Raw genomic sequence first — 24,058 nt, forward strand, 5'->3', positions numbered from 1 at the left:
GAAAATTCCTACACCATCGACCTGGAGAAAATCGCTCCGGGAAAGCCCGAGTCTCCCCCGCTTCCGTACCCCCATCGCAACGCCCGCGTCGAAATCGACGGGGGCGTTTTTCGTTTCCAGCGGCGCGTTCCACGGCGTCGTTCCGATCCACTGGCGCGACGTATTCACGCCAGGCGGCTCACCGGCGGTCGTACACCCCCGGTGGTTTGACCCAGGCCTGGGAAAGGCAAAGTCAATTGACGAGGAGTTGGACGAACCATGGCTACGAAGAAAGCAACCAAAAAGGCGGCTGCCAAGAAACCGGCAGCCAAGAAGGCAACCGCGAAGAAGGCTACGGCAAAGAAGGCCACTGCCCGTAAGGCAGCGCCGAAGAAGGCCGCCAAGAAGTCGGTGAAGAAGGCTGCACCGAAGAAGGCCGCCAAGAAGTCGACGAAGAAGGCCGCTCCGAAGAAGGCTGCCAAGAAGTCGACGAAGAAGGCTGCGCCGAAGAAGGCCGCCAAGAAGTCGGCACCCAAGAAGGCTGCTGCCAAGGTCAAGAAGGCGGTCAAGAAGGCGGTCAAGAAGTTGACGCCCAAGAAGACCGCCAAGAAGTCGACCCGCAAGCCGGCCGCGAAGAAGGCGGCACCGAAGACGGCAGCGCCCAGGAAGGCAGCGAAGAAGCCCGCCCGCAAGAAGGCGGCACCCGCTGCACCGGTCATGCCGGCACCGCCGGTCGCGCCGTCGCTGTAAGCGTCACCCCGATCGGCCTTCGATCAGCCCTCCCTGCCTTTGGCGGGGAGGGCTTTTTGTTTCTGTGACCGGCATCGTCCGTGCGGGTCGATTCGCGCGTGACGCGGTGAGGGGCCGGGACTACGATAGGTGCATGAACGACAACGTCACCCCGCTGGTGTCCCCGGCAGCCCGCGCCGGCCACGACGACGCGATTTTCCGTGAACTGGCCGAGCAGTCGGCGGACATCCTCGCCCTCGGCGAGTCGGCGGGTCGCATCCGCTACGTGAGCCCCGCCGCGCGGCGCGTGCTGGGCCGGCGCCCCGAGACGCTGGTGGGTCGTCGACTGGCGAAGTGGTTGCATCGCGCCGACCTGCAGAAGCTGCAGGCGTCGCAGGACCGTGCGCGTGGAACCGGCCCGCGCGAGGCGGTGCTGGAGGTGCGCGTGCGCCACGCCGACCAGCGCTGGCTGTGGCTCGAGGCCCGGATACGCTGGTTGCCCCTCGGTGTTGGCGGGCAGTGGCAATGGGTGGCCAGCCTGCGCGACATCACCGAGCGCCGACGCTTCGAGCAGCACCTGGCCGCCGAGAAGGACCGCGCCCAGGCGACCTTGCGGGCGATCGCCGATGGCGTGATCAGCGTGGGGGCGGATGCCCTGGTCGAGTACCTGAACCCTGCGGCGGAACGCATCACCGGCTGGGCCGGGCCCGACGCGGTGGGTCGACCGGTGTGGGAGGTGTTCCGGCCCACGGCGCAACGACCGCCGCCGGCCGAAGCCGGCATCGCCGCGCTGGCGGCATGGATGCATGCGATCAGCGAGGGACCGGCGACCTTGGCCCGCCGCGACGGCAGCGAGTGCGTCGCGCAACTCTCGGTGGCGACCATCGCCGACAGCGAGGGGCTGCCGCGCGGCCTGGTGCTGACCTTCCGGGACACCTCGCAGACGGCGGCCCTGGTGAGGGAGTTGGCTTACCGCGCCAGCCACGATTCGCTGACCGGACTGCGCAACCGCGAGGAATTCGAACGCCAGCTCAAGCGCCTGGTGGCCGATGCCAATACCGGTGGCGGGCCGCATGCGGTGTGCTACATCGACCTGGACCAGTTCAAGCTGGTCAATGACACTTGCGGCCATGCCGCCGGCGACGCGCTGCTCAAGGACGTCGCCAACACGTTGCAGTCCCTGTTGTCCGGCGAGGCGATGCTGGCGCGCCTGGGCGGCGACGAGTTCGGCGTGCTGTTGCCGCATTGCGTGGTCAGCGAGGCGGCCCGCCAGGCACAGGGCATGGTCGATGCGCTGGCGCACCTGCGCTTCGAGTGGTCCGACCGGCAATTCACGATCGGTGGCTCGATCGGCGTCGCCACGCTCAGCACCAAGGACATTTCGCAGGAACAGGTGCTGATGGCGGCCGACGCGGCCTGCTACGTGGCCAAGGAGCGGGGACGCAACCGGGTCCACGTCTTCGAGCCCTCCGATGTCGACGTGGTCCGGCGCCAGGGCGAGATGCGCTGGATCCCGCGACTGCAGACCGCGCTGGAGGTGGGCGACTTCCACCTGCTGGGCCTGGATATCGTGCCCACGTCCACCGGGGTGCCCACCGGGCGCCACATCGAGGTGTTGATTTCCTTGCCCGACGCCAGCGGCCGGCTGGTGCCGCCGGGTGAGTTCCTCCCGGCTGCCCAGCACTACGGCCTGATGGGACGCATCGACCGCTGGGTCATCGGGCAGGTCTGCGAGTGGTTGCAGTGGCGCGACCACACCGGCCGGGCGCTGCCGGAACTGGTGGCGATCAACCTGTCGGGTTCGTCGCTGAGCGACCCGGAGTTCCGCGACTACGCCGAGGAGTGCGTTCGCGGGCTGCCACCCGAGGCCTCGCTGTGCTTCGAACTGACCGAAAGCGAGGCGATCGCCAACCTCGGCGAGGCCGGCGAGTTCATCCGCCGCATGCGCGAGTTCGGCTGCACGTTCGCACTCGACGACTTCGGTGCAGGCCTGAACTCGTTCGCCTACCTCAAGCGGCTTCCTGTCGACTACATCAAGATCGACGGCCAGTTCGTCCGCGATGCCGACGACGACGGCGTGAGCCTGGCGATGGTCGAGTCGATCCACCGCATCGGCAAGGTGCTGGGCGTGCGCACGATCGCGGAGTTCGTTGAGAGCGAGGCGGTCTACCGCCGGGTCAAGGAGATCGGCGTTGACTACTGCCAGGGGTACTTCTTCGGCCAGCCGCGGCCGCTGTTGAGCCTGGACTGAGTCCGGCCGCCCCGTGCGGCCACCAGGGCCGGGTCAGCGGCGAGGCGGTCCAGCTGCACCCAGTCGTGGCGCGGCAGGCCCAGCGCCCGGTCGATGACCGTCGGCAGCAGGCCCGAAGGCGCCGGGCTTTCACTGTTCCACACGATCGCCACGCCGATGCCGCGATCGGGCAGGAAGCCCATCGCCGCGCGCGAACCCTGTACGGCGCCACCATGGAACACCAGCGTCTCGCCGGCGTAGTCGTAGATGCGCCAGCCGGCGGCGTAGTGCGCGTCGCGCAGCCGGTCGCGGCGCCAGGTGGTTGAGCGCAGCTGGTCGGGCGTGCGCACCACCGGGGCATGCACCGACTCCAGCACCTCGGTACTCAGCACCTCGGGGCGTCGGCCCATGTTCGCGATCAGCCACTGCGCCATGTCGCGGGCGCTGGCATTCACGCCGGCCGACGGTGGCAGGCGGTAATAGGTTTCCTGGGCGCGCACCGGCACCCAGCCGCGGGCACCGCGGACATGCGGCCGTGCCCAGCTGGGCGTGGACTCCAGTGCATCGCGGCCGTAGGTGGCCGAATACATGCCCAGCGGATGGAACAGGCGCTTCTCCACCTCGCGGTGGAAGAAATCGCCGGTGGCCGCGAACACGACGTCGCCGATCAGGCTGAAGGCGACGTTCTGGTAGGCATAGCAGGCGCCCGGCAGGCAGGTGGCCGGCGCTTCGCCCAGGCGCGCGGCCAGCACCGGGTAGGGCTGGTCGGCCTGGATGTCGCGGTCGAACGCGCGCGTGGCCACGCCCACCTGGTGGCTGAGGATGTCGCGGATCGTCAGCAGCTCCGCACCCTGTTCGTTGGGCAAGCGCAGTGCCGGCATGAAACCGGAGACCCGGCTTTCCCAGCTGAAGATGCCATCGCGCACCAGCACGCCGGTCAGCACGCCGGCGAAGGTCTTGGACAGCGACGCGATCCGGTAGGCGGTGTCCGGGGTGGCCTTCTCGCCGGTCGTGGCGTCGACCACGCCGATGCCCCGTGCGACCAGCACGCGGTCGTCCTGGACGATCGTGATCATCAGGCCGGGGATGCCGGTGCGCTCGACGATCTGCTCGGCGAGGCGCTCGATCTCGCGGGCTTCGGCGGTGAAGTCGCGCTGGCCCTGGGCGGGGCGCTGCTCGGTGACGGTGGCTTCGAGGGGCGCCGGGAAGGCGAAGGCCAGCGCGGCGATGGCGCCGGCGAGGAACAGCGTGGCTTTCGTCTGTCGCATGGGCTGCGTATGCTCTGGCTTCCGCCCAGTGTAGCGCGAGATTCCGCGCCGGGCATGAACACGTCAAGGGGAATGCCGTGGCCACCGTACTTGTCATCCTGGCGATCATCGTCGTGCTGGGCTTCTTCATCGTCGGCATCTACAACGGCCTGATCACCGCCCGCAACGCCTACAAGAACGCGTTCGCGCAGATCGACGTGCAACTGACCCGGCGCCACGATCTGATCCCGAACCTGGTCGAGGTGGCCCGGGGCTACATGTCGCACGAGCGCGAGACGCTCGAGGCGGTCATGCCGCGCGCAGCGGGGCGGTCAACGCGCAGAAGTCGCCGCGGCCGACCCGGGCAACCCGGAGGCGATGAAGCAGCTGGCCGGTGCCGAGAACATGCTGACCCAGACCCTGGGCCGGCTGTTCGCGCTGTCGGAGGCCTACCCGGACCTCAAGGCCAACCAGAACATGATGCAGCTCTCCGAGGAGCTCACCTCGACCGAGAACCGCGTCGCGTTCGCCCGCCAGGCCTTCAACGACCAGGTCATGGCCTACAACAACAAGCGCGAGGTGTTCCCCTCGAACATCGTCGCCGGCATGTTCAGTTTCCAGCACGCCGCATTGCTCGAGATCGAGGACCCGGCCAAGCGCGAGGTCCCGAAGGTGTCCTTCGGGTCCTGAGGCGGGCACCGGCTTGAATTTCTTCGAACGCCAGGAGGCGGCGCGCAAGCTGTCGCGTCGCCTGGTCGCCCTGTTCGTCATGGCGGTGCTCGGCATCGTCCTGGCGGTGAACGTGGCGCTGGGTTTCGCCTTCGGTGGCTTCGCGCCCGGGCCGATGCTGCTGGCGTCCCTGGTCACGGTCGGCGTCATCGGCGTGGCCTCGCTGTTCCGGGTCAGCGGCCTTCGCAACGGCGGCGGCGCGGTGGCCCGCGAGCTGGGCGGCACGCTGGTGGCCGAGGACACGACCGACCCGCACTACCGGCGCCTGCGCAACGTGGTGGAGGAGATCGCGATCGCGTCCTCGGTGCCGGTGCCGGAGATCTACGTGCTGGAGAAGGAAGGCGGCATCAATGCCTTCGCGGCCGGCTGGTCGACCTCGGATGCCGCCGTCGCGGTGACCCGCGGTGCGCTGGAGAAGCTCAACCGCGACGAACTGCAGGGCGTGGTGGCGCACGAGTTCAGCCACATCCTCAACGGCGACATGCGCCTCAACATCCGCCTGATGGGCGGGCTGTTCGGCATCCTGGTGCTGGCGCTGATCGGCCGGCAGGTCATGTACGGCGCCCGCTTCACCCCGCGCTCGCGCAACAACAATGCCGGCGCGATCATGGTGGTGGCCCTGGTGGTCATGCTGATCGGCTACATCGGCCTGTTCTTCGGTCGCCTGATCAAGGCCGGCGTGAGCCGGCAGCGCGAGTACCTCGCCGACGCCTCGGCCGTGCAGTTCACCCGGCAGACGCGCGGCATCGCCGGTGCGCTCAAGAAGATCGGCGGCATCCCCGAGGGTTCGAAGCTGCAGCAGGCCGAGGGCGAGGAAGTCAGCCACATGCTGTTCGGCGACGGCGTCGGTTTCTCGTCGATGTTCGCGACCCACCCCCCGCTGCTGCAGCGCATCCAGGCCCTGGAACCCGCCTTCCGGGCCGACGAGTTCAAGGAGCTTTCCAAGCGCTGGGCGACCTCCCCACCATCCGGGCTGCAGGAGGACGTGGCGCTGGGGCTGGTCGGTGGCGGGGCGACGATGCCGTCGGCCACCGGGCAGTCCGACGTCGTCCCGACCGGCGTGGTGGCCCACGTGGCGTCACCCGACGCGCCGGACTACGTGCTGGCCGGCGCAATGCTCGAGGCGATCCCGGATGCGTTCCGCCAGGCCGCCCGGCACGCGGAGGAGGCCACGGCGCTGGTCTGGGGACTGTTGTTCTCCCGCGATGGCGAAGTGCGCGAGCGGCAGCATTTCGAACTCGCCGCGCGCCATGGGAAGGATGCTGCCGACCGGGCCCTGCACTGGGCCGACCGGCTCGTTGAACTGCACCCGATGTCGCGCCTGCCGCTGGCCGAGCTGGCATTTCCGGTCCTGCGCCGGCGCCCCCGCGCGGAGCTGCAGGCATTCTCCGATGCGGTGCACGCCCTGGTGCATGCCGATGGCCGCATCAGTGCCTTCGAGTACTGCCTGGGGCAATTGCTGGAAACCCAGGTGCACGAGGCCCTGGACCCGGCAAGGCACTGGCGCGCCGGGCGCCGCAAGCTGTCGCAAAGCCGCGACGCGCTGGCCACGGTGCTGGCCTTGCTGGCGCACCTGGGCCACGACGACGAGGCGGGCGCCAAGCGTGCCTTCCACGCCGGGTTGAGCCGCAGCCTGCCCAACCAGCACATCGACTACGCGCCGCCGCCCGAGGGCATCACCGCGCTGGACGAGGTGTGGCCGGTACTCGACGAGTTGGAGCCGACGTCCAAGGCCTTGCTGGTGGAGGGCATGGTCGAGGCGGTCAGCCACGATGGCCGCGTCGGCGTGGCCCAGGCGGAACTGTTGCGGACCGTGTGCGCGGTGCTGCATTGCCCGGTACCGCCGCTGGTCCACGCCTGATCAGGCCGGCCGGGGTTTCGCGCCCGGCGGGAATCAATCGGTCGCCAGCACCAGGTCGCTCGCCCGTTCGGCGATCATGATCGTCGGGGCGTTGGTGTTGCCGCCGATCAGCTTCGGCATCACCGAGGCATCGACCACCCGGAGGTTCTCCACGCCCCGCACCCGCAGCTGCGGGTCGACCACCGCCTGCTCGTCGTCGCCCATGCGGCAGGTGCCGATCGGGTGGTAGATCGTTTCCGCCTTGCGGCGGATGTAGGCGACGAGTTCCTCGTCGGAGGTCACTGCGGCCCCCGGCAGCAGCTCCTCGCCGCGGAAGGGGGCGAACGCCGGCTGCGCCAGGATGCGGCGCGACAGCTTCAGGCCTTCCAGCAGCACCGCCAGGTCCTCCTGGCCCGGGTCGGACAGGTAGCCCGCTTCCAGCACCGCCTTGGCCTTCGGGTCGGCCGAGGCCAGCCGCAGGCGGCCTCGGCTGCGCGGGCGAAGGCCACACACGTGGACGGTGTAACCGCTGCCGGCGAGACGGTTGCGGCCGTGGTCGTCGAGCTGGGCGGGAACGAAATGGAACTGCAGGTCGGGGCGGTCGTCCGGCGCCAGTGGCGAACGGGCGAAGCCCCCGGCCTCGGCGATGTTGCTGGTACCCGGCCCCTGGCGTTGCAGGTAGTAGCGCGCGGCCACCCAGGGGTCGAACAGCGTGTCGTAGGTGATGCGCTGGGTAGCGCGCTGCAGCGTGCACACGTCGAGGTGGTCCTGCAGGTTCGCACCGACGCCGGGCAGGTCAAGGTGGATGCCGATGCCGTGGGCCGACAGTTCCTCGGCCGGACCGATGCCCGAGAGCATCAGCAACTGGGGCGAGTTGATCGCGCCGGCGCTGAGCAGCACCTCGCGGCGCGCGCGCGCCTGGATCGAGCGGCCGCGGTGGGTGTAGGCGACGCCGGTGGCCCGTGAGCCTTCCATGGTGACCTTCCCGGCCAGCGCCCCGGTGGCCACGTGCAGGTTGCCGCTTGCGCACCGGGGCCAGGTAGGCGGCGGCGGAGGAACAGCGCGCACCGTTGCGCTGGGTCACCTGGTACCAGCCGAAGCCGGCCTGTTCGGGGCCGTTGAAGTCGGGGTTGCCGGGCAGCCCGGCCTGGCCCGCCGCCGCGATGAACGCGGCCGAGAGCGGGTTGGTGTAGCGCAGGTCGTCCACGCCCAGGGGGCCGTCGGCGCCGTGCCAGGGGCCGGCCCCGCGCGTGTTGGCCTCCGAGCGCAGGAAGTAGGGCAGCACGCTTGCCCAGTCCCAGCCCTCGGCGCCGAGCTCGGCCCACTCGTCGTAGTCGCGCGCATTCCCGCGGATGTAGCACATCGCATTGATCGAGCTGGAGCCGCCCAGCACCTTGCCGCGCGGCCACCACAGGCTGCGGCCGTCCAGTTGCGGTTCGGCCGCGGTCTGGTAGTCCCAGTTCACGCCCTTCTTGCCGACCAGCTTGGCGATGCCCGCGGGCATGTGCAGGAACGGATGCCAGTCGCTCGGGCCGGCCTCGAGCAGCAGCACGGAGGTGCGCGGGTCGGCGGACAGGCGATTGGCCAGGACGCAGCCGGCGGAGCGCGCCGACGATGATGTAGTCGTACTCGGGCTGGTGCGTGGACGTCATCCTCCGAGGCTAGGCGGGCTGGATAGAGCAAATGCTCTGTGCCGGGGCATGTGGCGGGCACCGGCGGCCAGCCGCCCGCGGGCTGGCGCCGCCGGCCAAGGCATCGGATCATTGGGCCGTGGGCGCCCTCGATCGACTGCAACGCTTCCAACGCGAGCTCGGCGCCACCCCGGCGCTGTGGTGGGCGTTCGTGTACTTCTTCTGCCTGCTCAGCGGGTACTACGTGCTGCGGCCGGTGCGCGACGCGATGGCCGCCTCGCCCGACGCCGATGCGGTGTTCCCGTCGTGGTTGATCGAGGCCGCCTCCGGCGCAGGCGTGGTGCTTGGCGACTACACGCTGCAGGTGCTCTTCAGCGCCACCTTCGTCGCGATGCTGCTGATGCAGCCGGTGTATGGCGCACTGGTGAGCCGTTTTCCCCGGCGCATCTTCCTGCCGGCGGTCTACCTGTTCTTCATCGCCTGCCTGCTGGGTTTCTACCTCGTCTTCCACGCCGCCATGCCGGGTCGCGGTGCGTTGTTCTTCGTGTGGCTGGCAGTGTTCAACCTGTTCGCCGTGTCGGTGTTCTGGAGCTTCATGGCCGACGTGTTCTCCAACGTCGAGGCCAAGCGGGTGTATGGCTACATCGGGGCCGGTGGAACCATCGGTGCGCTGCTCGGGCCGGCGCTGACCCGGACGCTGGTGCAGACGGTGGGCGTGGCGAACCTGATGCTGGTCTCGGCGTTGCTGCTGGGCCTGTGCCTGGTGTGCATCCTGAAGTTGCGCTCGCACGCGCTGCGCCGCGAGCGCGAGCAGGGCGTGGTGTCTGCCGGGCAGCCGATTGGCGGCTCGGTGCTGGCGGGGTTCGGCCTGGTCTGGCGCGACCCCCTGCTGCGCGCGCTGTCGCTGCTGATGTTCTTCGGCGTCGGCGTGGGCACGCTGCTCTACAGCGAACAGGTGGCCATCGCGCGTGCGGCGTTCGCCGACCCGGCCGAGCGTGCCGCCTACTTCTCCACCATCGACCTGGCCATCAACGTGCTGACCATCCTGGTGCAGGTGTTCCTGACCGGGCGGCTGATGACCCGCTTCGGCATCGCGCCGCTGCTGCTGTTGCCCGGGCTGGCGATCATGCTCGGCTTCTCACTGCTGGCGGCCTCGCCCTTGCCGGTGTTGGTGGCGCTGGTGCAGATCGTCACCCGGGCCAGCGAATTCTCGCTGGCCAAGCCAGCCCGCGAGACGATCTATACGCGGGTCGACCGCGAGTCGCGATACAAGGCGAAGGCCTTCATCGACACCGTGGTCTACCGTGCGGGCGACCTGAGCTTCGTGTGGCTGCACAAGCCGCTGGCGGCGCTGGGGTCCACGGCCGTGTTCGGTGTCGGCGTTTTCGTGGCCGCTGGATTCTTCCTGAGCGCCTGGCGGGTGGTCAGGGCGCAGCAGGCCTTGCCCGAACAGCCCACGCCCGCCGCCCGGGCCGCGTCCGCCGCATGAAAAACCCCGGCCTTGTGGCCGGGGGTTCGCGGGGTGTCGCCGTGGAATGGCCGCGCCTGCCGCGTGGGTCAGGCGGCCTTCGTGATGCGGCTGCAGTCGGCCATGGCCGCCGACTGCAACTGGGCGTGGTCGAAATCATCCACACTGATCGCATCGAGCGTCATCTCGCGCAGGTCCACCAGGGCGGCCTTTTCCTCCGCGCTCAGTACGCCCTTGGCCACGGCGTCGTCGAGCTGGGCGTCGTGGTCCATGCCCGAGACCTCGCCTGCCTTGAGCGCCTTGAGGAACTTGCGCTCGATCGGTTCGGCGTGGATGACCCGGGGCAGGTAGCTGTTGATGCGCCCGGCAGGGTTGTTCGCGCAGGGCGTCAGGAACACGCCTTCGGCCAGCTTGTCGCGGGCATCCGACGGTGACATCAGCATCGCGGCGGCGCGGTGGCCCAGGCGGTCCGACGGCGCCTGCGCGCGGCGGCCCCAGGGGAACACCAGCATCCACAGCACCCAGCCGACCGGACGGATCGGGAAGTTGCGCAACGCACCCGACAGCGCCAGCTCGATCTTGTGCACGCCATCGAGCGTGGCCCAGGCCAGCAGCGGACGTTCGCCGACCGGACGGCCGTCATCCTCGTAGCGCTTGAGCATCGCCGAGATGATGTAGAGGTGGCTGAGCACGTCGCCCAGGCGCCCGGACAGCTTCTCCTTGAACTTCAGCTTGCCGCCCAGCAACAGCATGGAGGTGTCGGCGACCAGGGCCAGGTTGGCCGAGTAGCGGTTGAGCTTGCGGTAGTAGCGGCGCGTGTAGGCGTCGCCCGGCGCCCGGCCGAAGCGCGCCCCGGTCAGGCCGAACCACAGGCTGCGGAACGCGTTGGAGATCGCGAAGCCGATGTGCCCGAACAGGTTGCGGTCGAACTCGTGCAGGCGCACCTGCGGATCCGGATGCTGGGCGGCCTCCATCTCCTTGAGCACCCACGGGTGGCAGCGGATCGCACCCTGGCCGAAGATCATCAGTGAGCGGGTCATGATGTTCGCGCCCTCGACCGTGATCGAGATCGGCGCGGCCTGCCAGCTGCGGCCGAGGTAGTTGCGCGGCCCGAGGATCACGCCCTTGCCGCCGTGCACGTCCATCGCATCGCTGGCCACCTGGCGGCCCATCTCGGTGGCGTGGTACTTCGCGATCGCCGAAGGCACGGCCGGCTTCTCGCCACGGTCGACCGCGGCGGCCGTGGCCTGGGACAGCGCGCTGACCGAGTAGGCATTGCCGGCGATGCGCGCCAGCGCTTCCTCGACGCCCTCGAAGCGACCGATCGACAAACCGAACTGCTTGCGGATGCGCGAGTAGGCGCCGGTGACCACCGCGCCGGCCTTGCTGCCGCCCGAGGCGGTGGAGGGCAGGGTGATCGCGCGGCCGACGGAAAGGCACTCGACCAGCATGCGCCAGCCCTCGCCGATGTAGTCCTCGCCGCCGATGAGCTGCGACAGCGGCAGGAACACCTCTTCACCGCGCACCGGGCCGTTGTGGAACATGCAGTTGAGCGGCACGTGGCGGCGGCCGATGTCCAGCCCCGGGGTGTCGCGCGGGACCAGCGCCAGCGTGATGCCGCGGTCGGCCTCGCCACCGAGCAGGCCCTCGGGGTCGTGCAGGCGGAAGGCCAGTCCGATCACCGTGGCCACCGGGGCCAGGGTGATGTAGCGCTTGTCGAAGGTCAGCTTCACGCCGACCACCTCGGCACCGTTCCACTTGCCGGTGGTGACGATGCCGTAGTCGGGAAGCGAGGTCGCGTCGGAGCCGGCAAACGGGCCGGTGAGCGCGAAGCAGGGGATCTCGCGGCCATCGGCCAGGCGCGGCAGGTAATGTTCCTTCTGCTCGGCGGTGCCGTAATGCAGCAGCAGCTCGGCGGGGCCCAGGGAGTTGGGTACGCCGACCGTGGAGCTCAGCGTGGCGGAAATCGAGGCCAGCTTCTGGATGACCTTGTGGTGCGCCAGCGCGGAGAAGCCCAGGCCACCGAAGTCCTTCGGGATGATCATGCCGAAGAACTTCTTCTCCTTCAGGTACTGCCACACCTCCGGCGGGAGGTCGGCGTGGTCGTGCGTGATCTCCCAGTCGTTGATCATCCGGCACAGCTCCTCGCACTCGTTGTCGAGGAAGGCCTGCTCCTCGGCGCTGAGCATCGGCCTGGGCTGGGCCAGCAGGTCCTCCCACTTGGGCATGCCGGAGAACAGCTCGCCCTCGAAGCCGACCGTGCCGGCCTCCAGGGCCGTCTTTTCGGTGTCGGAGAGCTTGGGCAGCATGCGCAGGTAGATCTTCAGCAGCGGCGCGGTGATCTGCTGGCGGCGGAAGTCGCCGATCATCAGCGGCACCGCGACCAGGGCCAGCAGCACGCCGGCGATGATCGTGGCCACCAGGCTGGCGCCCAGCAGGGCGACCAGCACCAGCGCGCCGGCGGAGGCGATCGCCCAGGTGGAAAGGCGGGTGCGGTGGTAGGCGCAGGCACCGCCGACCAGCAGCAGGGTGAGGAAGGGGATCAGGACGCTCATCGTGACTCTCCGGGTGTGGTGCCGGTCGGGAGGAGGTTGCCGGGGGCGGACAGGAAATCCAGCACCTCGGCGGTAAAGGCATCGTTGTCGTCGCCTGCCACCATGTGGGTGGCGTCGGGCAGGCGCGTGTGGCGGGCGTGTGGCACCAGGGCCAGGAACTCGCGCACGGTGTCGTCGGAAACCAGGTCGCTGCGGCCTCCCGAAAGTAGCAGGACCGGCACCGCGACCTTCGATGCCGCTTCCATCATACGGTGCTGGTGCTGGTGGCTGTCGCGCGCGAACTCGGTGAGCAGTCGCGGGTCCCAGTGCCAGCGCCAGCGGCCATCTTCGCCCTCGCGCAGCAGCGCGCGCAGCTGGCCGGGGCCCTTGCGTTCGCGGCGGTGCGGCAGGTAGCGGGCAATCTCGGCACCGGCATGTTCGAGCGAGTCGAAGCCGTCCGGGTGGGCACCCATGAAATCCAGGATCCGGTTGACCCCCGCCGGTTCCCAGCGCGGCGTGATGTCGACCAGCACCAGCGCGCTGTAGCGCGGCTGCCGGGCCTGTGCCAGCAGGCCAAGCAGCCCGCCCATCGAGGCGCCCACCAGTACCGGCGCCTCGCGGCAGTGCGTCGACACGGCCTCGAGGTCGTCGACGAACTGTTCCCCGGCATAACGGACATGCGCCGGGTTGCGCTCGCTCTCGCCATGACCACGCGCGTCGAAGGCCAGTGTCGGGTGCCCGGCACGGGCCAGCGCCGAGGCGCTTCGGGCCCAGGCCTGCCGGGTCTGGCCGAAGCCATGGGCCATGACCACCGGGGTGCGCGGCATGGCCGCATCCGGTGCATGCCATTGCGCGGCCAGCGCCAGGCCATCGGCCGTGACGATGCGCTGCGGACGGCAGGGCACCGGGGGCGGGGTTGGGACTCTGGTTGTGTCGGCAATTACCATACGCAAAAGTATGGTAATTGAGTGGAGGGCTGTCAATACCCTTCAGTATGGTGCATTCATTCGGCAGGGCATTGATCGGCTGGATTTTTTCCAGTGCGCCACCGGACATTCATGCTTGCGCCGGGTTTCACGCCGGTTACACTTGCTCGAATGTCCAGCCAGAACCGCAAGCTCGACCGCCCGAACCGGCTCAGCGCCGAGGACTGGGCGCAGGCCGCCCTCGACGTGGTCGCCGAATCCGGCGTGGCTGCGGTCGCCGTCGAGCCCCTGGCGCGTCGGCTGGGCGTGACCAAGGGCAGCTTCTACTGGCATTTCCCCTCGCGCGATGCATTGCTGCACTCGGCCCTGGAGCGCTGGGAGGTGCTGGAGCAGGAAACGGTCTTCGGCCAGCTCGAGGCCATTTCCGATCCGCGCGAGCGGCTGCGCTCCCTGTTCCGGCTGGTGGCGCACGAGGTGCGGCCGCACATTATCTATAGCGAGTTGCTCAAGGCGCTCGACCACCCGGTGGTCAAGCCGGTCATGGAGCGGGTCTCGCAGCGGCGAATGGACTACCTGACCGCTTCCTACCGCCAGGCCGGCATGCCGCGGCTGGAGGCCCAGCAGCGCGCACGCCTGACCTACGCCGCCTACGTCGGTTTCCTGCAATTGTCCCTGCAACTGCAGCAGCCCCGCCTGCAGCACGACGAATTCGAGTCCTACGTCGATCATGTGATGTCGACGTTGATCCCCGGCTGATGTGCGCATCGCCGGTCCCGGGTCGCAGCGTCCTGCGCGGCCACGCCATCCCGTTTCCATCTAGACACGGCCCCCGGCCGAGGAGTCCCTGAAGCATGTCGAGTTCGCTTGCCGCCCTCAATGACTGGGTTGCCGACGTGGCCCGCCTGACCCAGCCCGAGTCCATCCACTGGTGCGACGGTTCCGACGAGGAGTACCAGGCGCTGGTGCGCAGGATGCTCGACAACGGCGACCTGATCGAGCTCAACCAGGAGACGCACCCGGGCTGCTACCTGCACCGCTCCGATCCGGGCGACGTGGCCCGCGTGGAGCACCTGACCTTCGTGTGCACGCCCGAGCGCGACGACGCGGGTCCGAACAACCACTGGATGGCGCCGGCGGATGCGCACGCGAAGATGGACGAACTCTTCGAAGGCTGCATGCGTGGACGCACGATGTACGTGATCCCCTACTGCATGGGGCCGATCGATTCGCCGATTTCGCGCTGCGGCGTCGAGATCAGCGACAGCCCCTACGTGGCGGCCAACATGCGCATCATGACCCGCATGGGCAAGCCGGCGCAGGCACGCATCGAGCGCGAGGGCCGCTTCGTGAAGGGCCTGCACTCGGTCGGCGAGCTGGATCCCAAGCGCCGCTTCATCATGCACTTCCCCGAAGAGCTCACGATCAAGAGCTTCGGCTCGGGCTACGGCGGCAATGCGCTGCTGGGGAAGAAGTGCCATGCCTTGCGTATCGCCAGCCACCAGGCCCGCTCGGAAGGGTGGCTCGCCGAACACATGCTGATCGTCGGCATCGAGAACCCGGCCGGCGAGACCCACTACGTGGCCGCCGCGTTCCCCAGCGCCTGCGGCAAGACCAACCTGGCGATGCTGATCCCGCCGGAAGGCTACCGCCGCGACGGCTGGAAGGTGTGGACGGTCGGCGACGATATTTCCTGGATGACCCCGGGCGAGGATGGCCGCCTGTGGGCGATCAATCCCGAGGCCGGCTACTTCGGCGTGGCGCCGGGCACCAGCGAGTCGACCAATCCGAACGCGCTGAAGATGCTCAACCGCGATGCGATCTTCACCAATGTCGGCGTGACCGCCGACAACCAGCCGTGGTGGGAGGGCCTGCCCGGCCAGCCGGCGAAGGACTGGCAGGGGCGCGACTACGACCCGGCCAATGGCCCGGCCGCGCATCCCAATTCCCGCTTCACCGTCAGCGCGAAGCAGTGCCCGAGCTACTCCGACAAGGCCGAGGCCGCCCAGGGCGTGCCGATCTCGGCGATCGTGTTCGGCGGCCGCCGTGCCTCGCTGGTGCCGCTGGTGTCCGAGGCGCGCGACTGGACCCACGGCGTGTTGATGGGTGCGGCGATGGGCTCGGAAACGACCGCCGCCGCCACCGGCGCGGTCGGCGTGCTGCGCCGCGACTCGATGGCGATGAAGCCGTTCTGCGGCTACAACTTCGCCGACTACTTCTCGCACTGGCTCGACTTCGACCGGCCGGGCGCGAAGCTGCCGCGCATCTACAAGGTGAACTGGTTCCGCAAGGGCGACGACGGCAAGTTCCTGTGGCCTGGCTTCGGCGACAACCTCCGTGTGCTGGAGTGGATGCTCAAGCGCGTGACCGGGCAGGTCGACGCGCGCGAGACGCCGGTGGGCAACCTGCCGCGCGCCGAGGACCTCAACACCGCCGATCTCGAGATCGATCCGGCCGCCCTGGATGCGTTGCTGTCGGTCGACGAGGCGGGCTGGAGGTCGGAGCTGTCCTCGATCGGCGAGTACCTGGAGGACTTCGGCCCGCGCATGCCGGGCAAGCTCAGGGAAGAACAGCGCCGGATCGCCGACGCGCTCAAGGCCTGAGTCGCCTCGCGCGTGTCGGGCGACGCGAAACACGGGGAGGCCGGGGACGCCGGCATCTGGGAACGCCTGTGGAAGACCGGCGCACTGCATTCGTGCGCCGGCGCCTTCCGCGAGAACTATGACGGTGCCCTTGCCGCATTCTGGACGGCGCGTTTCGGTGCGCTGGAGGACGGCGCTGTGGTGCTCGACGTGGGCACCGGCAACGGGGCCATTCCACTGCTGGCCAAGGACGCGGCGCGCGCGCGCGGGGTCGCTTTCAGGATCCACGGTGCAGACATCGCCGACATCGACCCGGTGGGCAGTTGCCCCGACGGGGCCCGGCGCTACGAGGGCATTGAATTCCATCCGCGGGCGCCGCTGGAGAAGCTGCCCTTCGCCGATGCCAGCGTCGACCTGGTGTGCTCGCAGTACGCGTTCGAGTACGCCCGGCGCGACGCGGCCCTGGCGGAAGTGGTCCGGGTGATGGGGCCGCGCGGGCAGGCCGGGTTCGTCCTGCATGCGCGCGCATCACTGGTCTGCTCGACCGCGCTGGAACAGCTCGAGCACTGCCGGTTCCTGTTGCGCGAGTCGGGCCTGTTCGCGCAGGCACGCGGGTTGGCGCAGCGACTGGTGGCAGCAGGTCCCGACGGACCGGCGCGACTGGTGGCCGATCAAGACACGGAGCGCTTGCGCGTGGCGCTCAACGCGTCGGCAGGCGAGGTGCAGCGTCGCATGGCGGCGACGCAGACCCGGGACATGCTGGCCAAGGCGATGCACATCGTGTCCACCGTCCTGGCCGAAGCGCCGCGCAATCCGCCGGAGGTGACGCTGCCGTGGTTCGATCGCGCGGTGTCCGGACTGGCCGACGAGGAGCGGCGGCTGCAGGCTTTGGATGCCGCGGCGCTGGACGAGGCGGGCATGGTGGCCTTGCGCGAGGCCTTCCAGGCCCACGGTTGCCGGGACTGCGACATCGGCGTCCTCCACCACGAGCGTGGGCCGCTGATGGGGTGGACGCTTGTGGTGGCCAATGGACCCGCGTGAGCGCGCGCTCGGGCTGCACCGCGACGGCCAACTGGTCGAGGCCGATCGGGCCTACCGCGCGGCACTCGACGCCCATCCCGACGATGCGCGACTGAGGCATTTCCACGGGGGACTGCTGATGCAGAGCGGGCGCCTGGAAGAGGCGGCGCTGCAGTTCCAGAAGGTGGCGGCACAGGCGCCGGACGCGGTGGAAAACCTGGCGGCCCTGGCCTTGTGCCTGCGCGACCTGGGGCGCCTGGCCGAGGCGCTGCCGGTGGCCCATCGGGTGCTGGCGCTGCGGCCGGACGATGCGCTGGCCCTGCTGGTGGCGGGCAGCACGCATGCCGCGCTGGGGGAAGGAACGCAGGCCGAGCGCCTGCTGCGCGAATGCGTCGGCCTGGCGCCTGCCAATACCGAAGCTTGGCATCACCTCGGCGTGGTGCTGCAGGAACAGGGGCGCTGGGACGAGGCGGCCAGCGCGCACGAGCGCGTCGCCGCGCGCCGTGCCGGCGCCTGGTACAACGTCGGCCTGTGCCGCGAGCGCCAGGGAGACTTGCTGCTGGCGCGCGAGTGCTACGGCCGGTTCAACCAGGCCCATCCGGACCGCATTGCCGGCTGGACGCGCCGTGCCCAGGTGCAGGCGCTGCTTTGCGACTTTCCCGGTGAAGCCGAGAGCGTGGCGCGGATCCGCGCGCGCCTGGCGCGCCCGGAGGCGCTGGCCGTCGACGACCAGGCCGAACCGTTCGTGCTGTCGTTCCTGCCCTTGCCGGATGCCGACCGCCGACGACTGCTGGAGCATGCCGTGCACCAGGTGCAGGCGAAGGCGGGACGCCTCGCGGATGGCATGCAGCCGGCGAAGACGGGCGCGCGGCAGGCGGGCACGCACTTGCGGCTGGGCTACGTGTCCCCGGACTTCGGTGAGCACGCGGTGGGGTCGCTGATGCGCGATGTGTTCGCCGCCCACGACCGCGGCCGCGTCCACGTGACCGCCTATTCGTTGCGGCGGCACGCCGGTGCCACGGCCGACGCGATCCGCAGCGGCTGCGACGTGTTCCGGGATTGCGAAGCGATGGCCACGCCGGCGATCGCCGAGTCCATCGCCGCCGACGGCATCGACGTGCTGGTCGACCTGGGGAGCTACACCTCCGGCGCCCGTCCCGAGTTGCTTGCGTTGCGGCCGGCGCCGGTGCAGTTGGCCTACCTGGGGTTCCTCCACCCGCATGGCGCCCCCTGGCTGGACGCGGTGGTGCTGGATCCCTGGTTGTTGCCGGCGGGGGCAGAGGCGATGTTCGGCGAACCGGTGCGGCGCCTGTCCACACTGATGCTGCCGGGGCGGAGCGCGGAACCGGCGCCAATCGATCGTGCGCGCTTCGGCCTGCCCGCCGAGCGTGTCCTGCTCGCCGCCTTCAACAACAGCTACAAGTTCGATCGCGCGTTGCTGGAAGCCTGGCTGGAGATCGCCGGCAGGGCCCCGCAGGCCGTCTTCGTGCTCAGCGTGCCGCCGCAGGCCGAACCGCTGCTGCGCAGGCACTGGGCCGGACAGGGGGGGTGATCCCGGCCAATTGCTGTTGCTGCCGCGTCTGGCCACCGGCGAGCACGCCGCGCGCCTGGCGTGTTGCGACCTGTTCCTCGACGCCTTCCGCTACCAGGGGGGGAGCCAGTGGCATCGGTGCGGTAGCGGCCGGCCTGCCGGTGCTCGCGCTGGCCGGTGACCGGCCCCTGGCCCGGATGGGTGCGGGGCTGTCGGCGTTCCTGGGCCTGGACGAACTGGTGTGCCCGACCATGCAGGCCTACATCGACACCGCCGTGGACCTGGCCACCGACGCGCAGCGGCGCCGGGACGTGCGTCGGCGCCTCGATGAGGCCGTTCGCCGCACGGGGCTGTTCGATCCGCGGCGCATTGCGTCCGCACTCGAGGACGTGGCCGGCGCCTGAGCGGCGCGTGCCACGCCCCGCAGGGCAACCGGCCGGGTCTACGCTATTCGTGGCCACCCCCGGCCGTGGCCCTGGGCCTGCGACGCAAACCCGCATCCGGAAAGGAGTTTTGTTCAGTTTCGGCCGCAGTTGTTAATTCAGCGTGCAGGGATTGACCCTGGTGTTAAAAGATTGCTAATGTCGGCGCAACCGGGGAATCAGGGCTGGCTGTTGCCGTACCCGGGGGCCTGCTGGTTTGCCATCAGGCTTAGCAGCGATGCCAAGTCCCGATACTTAACTAGTTCCATCTTTGACGTTGGAGAGAACGAATGACTGTCAACCGTAATCTGCTGAGCGAAGCAGTGCGTTTTGGCCTGGCGGCTGGTGCCGTCGGCCTCATCGGCACTGTTGCCGCTCCTGCCTATGCACAGCAGGGCGAGCAGGCAACCGAGCTGGACCGCATCGAGGTCACCGGTTCCCGAATCAAGCGTGCTGAAATCGAAGGCCCGAGCCCGATCACCGTGATCGACCGTGCCGACATCGACGTCAGTGGCGAGCTGTCCGTTGCCGACTTCCTGCGCAACAACGTGTACAACTCGTTCGGCTCCACCCGTGAGTCCTCGGGTTCGGCCACCGGCTCGCAGGCCACCATCAACCTGCGTGGTATCGGTTCGGTCTACACCCTGGTGCTGCTGGACGGTCGTCGCATGACCTCCTCGCCGACCCTGTCGGGCGGCGCGCAGAACATCAACCTGATCCCGATGGCCGCCGTCGAGCGCATCGAGATCCTGCGTGAAGGCGCGGGCGCCATCTACGGTTCCGACGCGATCGGTGGCGTTGTCAACGTCATCCTGCGCAAGGACTACGAAGGCCTGGTCATGTCGGCCGGCATCGAGCGTCCGACCGGCGCCGGTCCGAACGCCGCCAGCGGCGCCGTCGCCGGTGGCATCAGCTCCGACCGCGGCAACATCACCTTCTCGCTCGACCACCAGTCGCGCGACCAGATGTACAACCGCGACATCCGCGACAAGATCGACCCGGCCCTGTGGGCTTCGGGCCTGAGCATCTTCACCTCGGCCGCGAACATGTTCGCCCCGGGCGTGGGCGTGCTGGGTGCGCCGAACTGCGACCAGTACGAGAACAACATCTTCCGCCCGAGCCTGGGCCGTTGCGCGTTCGATCACGGTAACACCTCGGCCAACGAGTCCTCGCTCAAGCGCGACTCGATGCTGGTCAACGGCAACTACCAGATCACCGACCGCACCTCGTTCTTCTTCCGCGGCATCAACTCCGACACCCAGTCCCTGGGCGTCTACGCGTCGGCCCCGGTCGACACGTTCCCGACCATCGCGGCGGACAACCCGTTCAACCCGCACGGCGTGGAAGGCACCCTGTACTACCGCTTCACCCCGCTGGGCACCCGCGACTCCATCCGTCGTGACACCTACCGCGACGTCAATGTTGGCCTGCAGGGCAACAACGACTGGTTCGGCGGTGCGGACTGGGAGCTGAGCATGGGCCACGGCCGCGTGCGCCAGAGCTCGGTGAACTACAACTACGGCATCGGCAGCGTCCTGCAGGACCTGATCGACGCCGGCGAGTTCAACCCGTTCGACCCGACCCACCCGTCGGTCGCCGCCAACGCCGGTGCGATCGGTCACACCGTGCTGGTCGAGTCCGAGCAGCGTGAAGTCAGCGCCGATGGTTACATCGCGTTCGACCTGTGGGACATGCCGAGCGGTCCGGTCGGCTTCGTGACCGGCTTCGAGTACCGTGACCTGCGCCTGTCGCAGATCTATGACGCCCAGTCGGCTGCCGGCAACGTGTTCGGTTCCGCGGGTGCGGGTACCGGTGGTGAGCGCGCCTACAAGGCCGCCTACTTCGAGGCCCTGATCCCGATCCTGTCGACCCTGAACCTGACGGTCGCCGGTCGCTACGATGACTACAACGACTTCGGCAACAAGTTCTCGCCGCGCGTGTCGTTGGAGTTCCGTCCGCTCGACACCCTGCTGGTTCGTGGTTCGTGGGGCCGTGGTTTCCGCGCTCCGACGCTCAACGACCTGTACGGTGCCGACTCGACGACCAACCTGAACAGCCCGCCGAACTCCTCGCTCCAGCCGCCGCACGCCGGTGGTGACGAGCTGGCTTGCGCGGCGCTGACCGCCGAGCGTGCCGCTTCGGGCAACGCGAACTACCAGCCGTACCCGGTCGATCCGTGCACCAGCACGAACCAGTACCAGTGGCTGCTGACCGCCAACCCGAACCTGCAGGCCGAAGAGTCGAGGAACTGGGGCGTGGGCGTGGTGTTCAGCCCGACCGACACGCTGTCGATCGCGGTGGACTACTGGGACATCACCCTGGAGAACATCATCGGCACCGTGCCGCGCGCCCTGGCGTTCCGCCTGGGTGACCAGGGCACGAACCCGGCCTATGGCGTGATCCGTACCCCGGGCTTCACCGCTCCGGGCGGCACGGCGATGCCGGGTGCACCGCAGCAGATCCTGCTGCCGATCGACAACGGCGCCGAGCGTCGTGCCCGCGGTGTGGATCTTGATGCGAACTTCCGCATCAATACCGCTGCCGCCGGTTCGTTCCGCAGCCACCTGGCGGTGTCGCGCCAGCTGCAGTTCGACTTCACCCCGATCGGTGGTGCAACGCTGGAGCAGGCCGGTACCGCCGGTGCGCCGAAGACGCGTGGCCAGCTGACCCTGGGTTGGGATTACGCGGACTTCGGTTTCGCCGTGATCACCAACTACATCGCCAGCAGCACCAATGCGAACCCGGCCCAGAGCCTGCCGTCGTGGACCACCTTCGACGCCCAGGCCAACTGGTCGACGCCGTGGAACGGCAAGGTCACCCTCGGCATGCGCAACGTGACCGACAAGGACCCGCCGTTCAACAACCTGCTGTTCGGCTTCCCGTTCTACAGCAACAGCCTGTACAACATCTACGGCCGCACGCCGTACATGCGCTACGAGCAGCGCTTCTGATCTTCGGATCCGTAGCGTGAAACATGGAGCGGCCCGCCTTGTGCGGGCCGTTTCCTTTTTGGCCCCGTACAATTCCCGGATTCCCGCGACGACATCGGAACCGGATGACCTCCAGCAGCAACCTGCCCCCGCCGATCTCCTGGCACGCCCACCCCGACCCGCAGCTTGAAGCGCTGCTCGCGCGGGCCGACCCTGCTTCGCTGCGCCAGGCCTTGGACAATCCGGGCGTCAGGGCGGACAGCTTTGCCCGGTTGCGCGTTGTCGATGCGCTCTACCGATGCGATCCGGGCGACGAGCAGCTGGAGTGGCGATGGCTGCAGGAAATGCTGCTTTCAAACCGGCCCGCGGCCGCGTGGCCCGTTGTCCAGCGCTGGCCGCAGGCGCCCGGCACGGGGTTCGAGCGACTGTTCCTTGCCGCACAGGTGGCCCAGATCGCCGCGCCCCGTGGCGAGGCGGCGCGCCGCTACCAGACGTTGCTCCAGGCGTTCCCGGACCGGGTCGATGCCTGGCAGAAGGCGCTGGAGTTCGATCCCGGCTTGCCGGTGGACCAGAGCGGCATGGAGCGGCTGGACGCATGGACGTCGGGCCCGGACGCCTATGCGTGCGAGAAGGCCGCGTTCGCCAGATCGAGCCTGCTGCGCACGGCGGCGCCTTCCGAGTCGTTCGCGCTGGCCATGAAGGCGCAGGCGCTCAAGCAGGCGCGAATCGGTCGGTGGAACCTCGATGCGCTGGTCGGGCAGCTGGCCGGAGACCGTGCCGCGGTGCCTGTGCCGGTGTCGGGTTCCGCCTCGCCCGGGGTGCGACCGGTCTTCATCGTCGGGCTGCCGCGCAGCGGCACCACCCTGCTGAGCGCCATGCTGGCGGCGCATCCGCGCGTGTCCACGGCTGGCGAACAGGGGCTGGTGGCCGCGCTGGCGATGGGACCGGCACGCAGCCAGGTTCTTTCAGGGGCTGCCCATGGCGGGCTGTACCAGGACTGGTACCTTGCTGCCGTCGGCGACCTGACTGACGGGGCGGATGTCGTGGTCGACAAGATGCCGCTCAATGCCGAGCACGTCGGGATCATCCTCGCGGCGTTCCCCGATGCGCTTGTGGTCCACATCGAGCGCGACCTTCCCGATGTGGCGGCGTCCATCCACCTGCATGATTTCGACTTCGGCTGCGGTTTCAGCATGTCCGCGGGCGACATCGGCGCTTACGCCGGCGTGATCTCGCGGCACCTCTCCCACTGGCGCGAACGCGCGCCCGGGCGGGTGCTCGAAGTGGCCTACGAGGCGTTGACGCAGGACGCACCGAAGGCGCTGTCCCCCGTGCTGGAACGGCTGGGCCTGGCCTGGGACGCACGGATGGCGGATTTCTGGAAGCGGCCGCAGTCGGTGGCGACCTTCAGCGAGGCGCAGGTCCGGCGTCCGCTCAACCGCGATGCGGTGGGGGCGTGGCGGCGATACCTGCCGGCTGCGGAAGGGTTCATGCGGGAGCTGGAAGCGCAGCACCGTTTCCGTCGTGACGCGACCGGGTAGGCGGCGCCGATCCGGGGTGGCCCCTACTGCTTGGCGTGCCAGGCGTTGAACGCGACCACGATGCGCGGGCGTTCGCCGGTATAGGGAAAGATCTCGTGCAGCAGGTAGGAGGGGAACATCAGCAGCTTCCCGGGCTTGTGCTGGAGCTGCCACGGTCCGTGCCGGTAGGGCACCTGCAAGGCACTGTTGGTCGGGTCCAGGTACATGTCGCAGCCGGCCCGCGGGTCGTGGAAGCGCACCGCGCCACTGTTGCTGCCGGGTTCTCCGGGCTCGCCGGGGTCGACGCAATAGATGCCCGACCATGCGGCATTGGGATGGTTGTGCAGGCCCTGGTATCCCCCCTTGCGGGTGACATGGAACCAGGTGTGGTACTGCAGGTCCAGGCGTGAGGCTCTGGCCGCATCCATCCCGCTGATCCCGGCGACGAACTGCCGCAGGGTGAGGTCGATGAAGCGGCACAGCGCGCGGATTTCCGGCTCCGGCCGGGTGTGCAGGTGGAAGTTGCTCTCGAACAGCCCGTATTGGGTGTCGCGTCGAACCGCGTCGCGATGCACGTCACCCTCGGCTTCCATCTTCAGGAACCGGCGCGCCAGGGCCTCGTTGAGGGCCTGCGCATCCGGCATCTCGCTCTCGATCAACGGCACCGCCCAGAGCGGGTGGACGGTGGCCTGCAGGTTCTCGTGGCTCATGGGTGAAGATTCGCACAAGCGTGGCGGGATGTC

General features: G+C 69.0%; 16 protein-coding genes and 1 pseudogene. 12 read left to right on the forward strand and 5 right to left on the reverse strand.

Annotated features, from left to right (window positions below):
* Nucleotides 1–258: 258 nt before the first annotated feature.
* Nucleotides 259–729 carry a histidine biosynthesis protein HisIE gene (locus FU658_RS04500; protein WP_147890975.1) on the forward strand — a complete coding sequence of 157 codons (471 nt, stop codon included), beginning with the start codon at nt 259–261 and terminating at the stop codon, nt 727–729.
* Between the two features lie 133 nt (nt 730–862).
* Nucleotides 863–2,959, forward strand: coding sequence for an EAL domain-containing protein (locus FU658_RS04505; RefSeq protein ID WP_147890976.1), 2,097 nt, complete (start codon nt 863–865; stop codon nt 2,957–2,959).
* On the opposite strand, the gene FU658_RS04510 is transcribed toward FU658_RS04505, so the two are convergent.
* Entirely contained in the window at nt 2,905–4,206 is a 1,302-nt protein-coding gene (locus FU658_RS04510) for a serine hydrolase domain-containing protein (protein WP_147890977.1), read from the reverse strand. The two genes, FU658_RS04505 and FU658_RS04510, sit on opposite strands and share 55 nt — an antisense overlap.
* A 357-nt stretch (nt 4,207–4,563) precedes the next feature.
* On the opposite strand from FU658_RS04510, the gene FU658_RS15080 reads away from it, so the two are divergent.
* On the forward strand, nt 4,564–4,875 hold the full coding sequence (locus tag FU658_RS15080) for a LemA family protein (protein WP_255505410.1): 312 nt from the start codon (nt 4,564–4,566) through the stop codon (nt 4,873–4,875).
* A gap of 13 nt (nt 4,876–4,888) precedes the next feature.
* A complete protein-coding gene (locus tag FU658_RS04520) occupies nt 4,889–6,775 on the forward strand; it encodes a M48 family metallopeptidase (RefSeq protein WP_147890978.1) in 1,887 nt (628 codons plus the stop codon).
* A gap of 33 nt (nt 6,776–6,808) precedes the next feature.
* Here FU658_RS04520 and FU658_RS04525 read toward each other — a convergent pair.
* Nucleotides 6,809–8,406, reverse strand: a pseudogene (locus FU658_RS04525) (GMC family oxidoreductase).
* 118 nt (nt 8,407–8,524) lie between these two features.
* Here FU658_RS04525 and FU658_RS04530 point away from each other — a divergent pair.
* Entirely contained in the window at nt 8,525–9,874 is a 1,350-nt protein-coding gene (locus FU658_RS04530; protein ID WP_255505411.1) for an NTP/NDP exchange transporter, read from the forward strand.
* A gap of 68 nt (nt 9,875–9,942) precedes the next feature.
* Here FU658_RS04530 and FU658_RS04535 read toward each other — a convergent pair whose 3' ends face one another.
* Nucleotides 9,943–12,408, reverse strand: a complete 2,466-nt coding sequence (locus FU658_RS04535; RefSeq protein ID WP_147890980.1) for an acyl-CoA dehydrogenase — start codon at nt 12,406–12,408, stop codon at nt 9,943–9,945.
* The gene (locus FU658_RS04540; protein ID WP_425477574.1) at nt 12,405–13,334 is read right to left on the reverse strand and encodes an alpha/beta fold hydrolase; all 930 of its coding nucleotides are present in this window, start codon (nt 13,332–13,334) and stop codon (nt 12,405–12,407) included. Before FU658_RS04540 ends, FU658_RS04535 begins: the two co-directional genes overlap by 4 nt.
* A 150-nt stretch (nt 13,335–13,484) precedes the next feature.
* Here FU658_RS04540 and FU658_RS04545 point away from each other — a divergent pair, with 150 nt between their 5' ends.
* From FU658_RS04545 to FU658_RS04575, 7 genes are all read left to right on the forward strand, one after another.
* Nucleotides 13,485–14,069: a TetR/AcrR family transcriptional regulator gene (locus FU658_RS04545; protein WP_147890981.1), complete on the forward strand. Its 585-nt coding sequence runs from the start codon at nt 13,485–13,487 to the stop codon at nt 14,067–14,069.
* Nucleotides 14,070–14,164: 95 nt separating this feature from the next.
* On the forward strand, nt 14,165–15,913 hold the full coding sequence (locus FU658_RS04550; protein ID WP_147890982.1) for a phosphoenolpyruvate carboxykinase (GTP): 1,749 nt from the start codon (nt 14,165–14,167) through the stop codon (nt 15,911–15,913).
* Between the two features lie 12 nt (nt 15,914–15,925).
* On the forward strand, nt 15,926–16,933 hold the full coding sequence (locus FU658_RS04555) for a class I SAM-dependent methyltransferase (RefSeq protein WP_147890983.1): 1,008 nt from the start codon (nt 15,926–15,928) through the stop codon (nt 16,931–16,933).
* Nucleotides 16,920–18,464 carry an O-linked N-acetylglucosamine transferase family protein gene (locus FU658_RS04560; protein WP_147890984.1) on the forward strand — a complete coding sequence of 515 codons (1,545 nt, stop codon included), beginning with the start codon at nt 16,920–16,922 and terminating at the stop codon, nt 18,462–18,464. The genes FU658_RS04555 and FU658_RS04560 overlap by 14 nt, the downstream gene beginning before the upstream one ends.
* Nucleotides 18,461–18,847 carry an O-linked N-acetylglucosamine transferase family protein gene (locus tag FU658_RS14320; protein WP_187265913.1) on the forward strand — a complete coding sequence of 129 codons (387 nt, stop codon included), beginning with the start codon at nt 18,461–18,463 and terminating at the stop codon, nt 18,845–18,847. Before FU658_RS04560 ends, FU658_RS14320 begins: the two co-directional genes overlap by 4 nt.
* Nucleotides 18,848–19,155: 308 nt before the next feature.
* Nucleotides 19,156–21,816 (forward strand): TonB-dependent receptor plug domain-containing protein, encoded by a 2,661-nt coding sequence (locus FU658_RS04570; protein ID WP_147890985.1) that lies wholly within the window; start codon nt 19,156–19,158, stop codon nt 21,814–21,816.
* 104 nt (nt 21,817–21,920) lie between these two features.
* The gene (locus tag FU658_RS04575; protein ID WP_187265914.1) at nt 21,921–23,336 is read left to right on the forward strand and encodes a sulfotransferase family protein; all 1,416 of its coding nucleotides are present in this window, start codon (nt 21,921–21,923) and stop codon (nt 23,334–23,336) included.
* Between the two features lie 23 nt (nt 23,337–23,359).
* Here FU658_RS04575 and FU658_RS04580 read toward each other — a convergent pair whose 3' ends face one another.
* Nucleotides 23,360–24,025, reverse strand: coding sequence for a TIGR02466 family protein (locus FU658_RS04580; RefSeq protein WP_147890987.1), 666 nt, complete (start codon nt 24,023–24,025; stop codon nt 23,360–23,362).
* Between the last annotated feature and the right edge of the window lie 33 nt (nt 24,026–24,058).

It is taken from the genome of Alkalisalibacterium limincola, from assembly GCF_008017755.1.
Taxonomy (GTDB): Bacteria; Pseudomonadota; Gammaproteobacteria; order Xanthomonadales; family Xanthomonadaceae; genus Alkalisalibacterium; species Alkalisalibacterium limincola.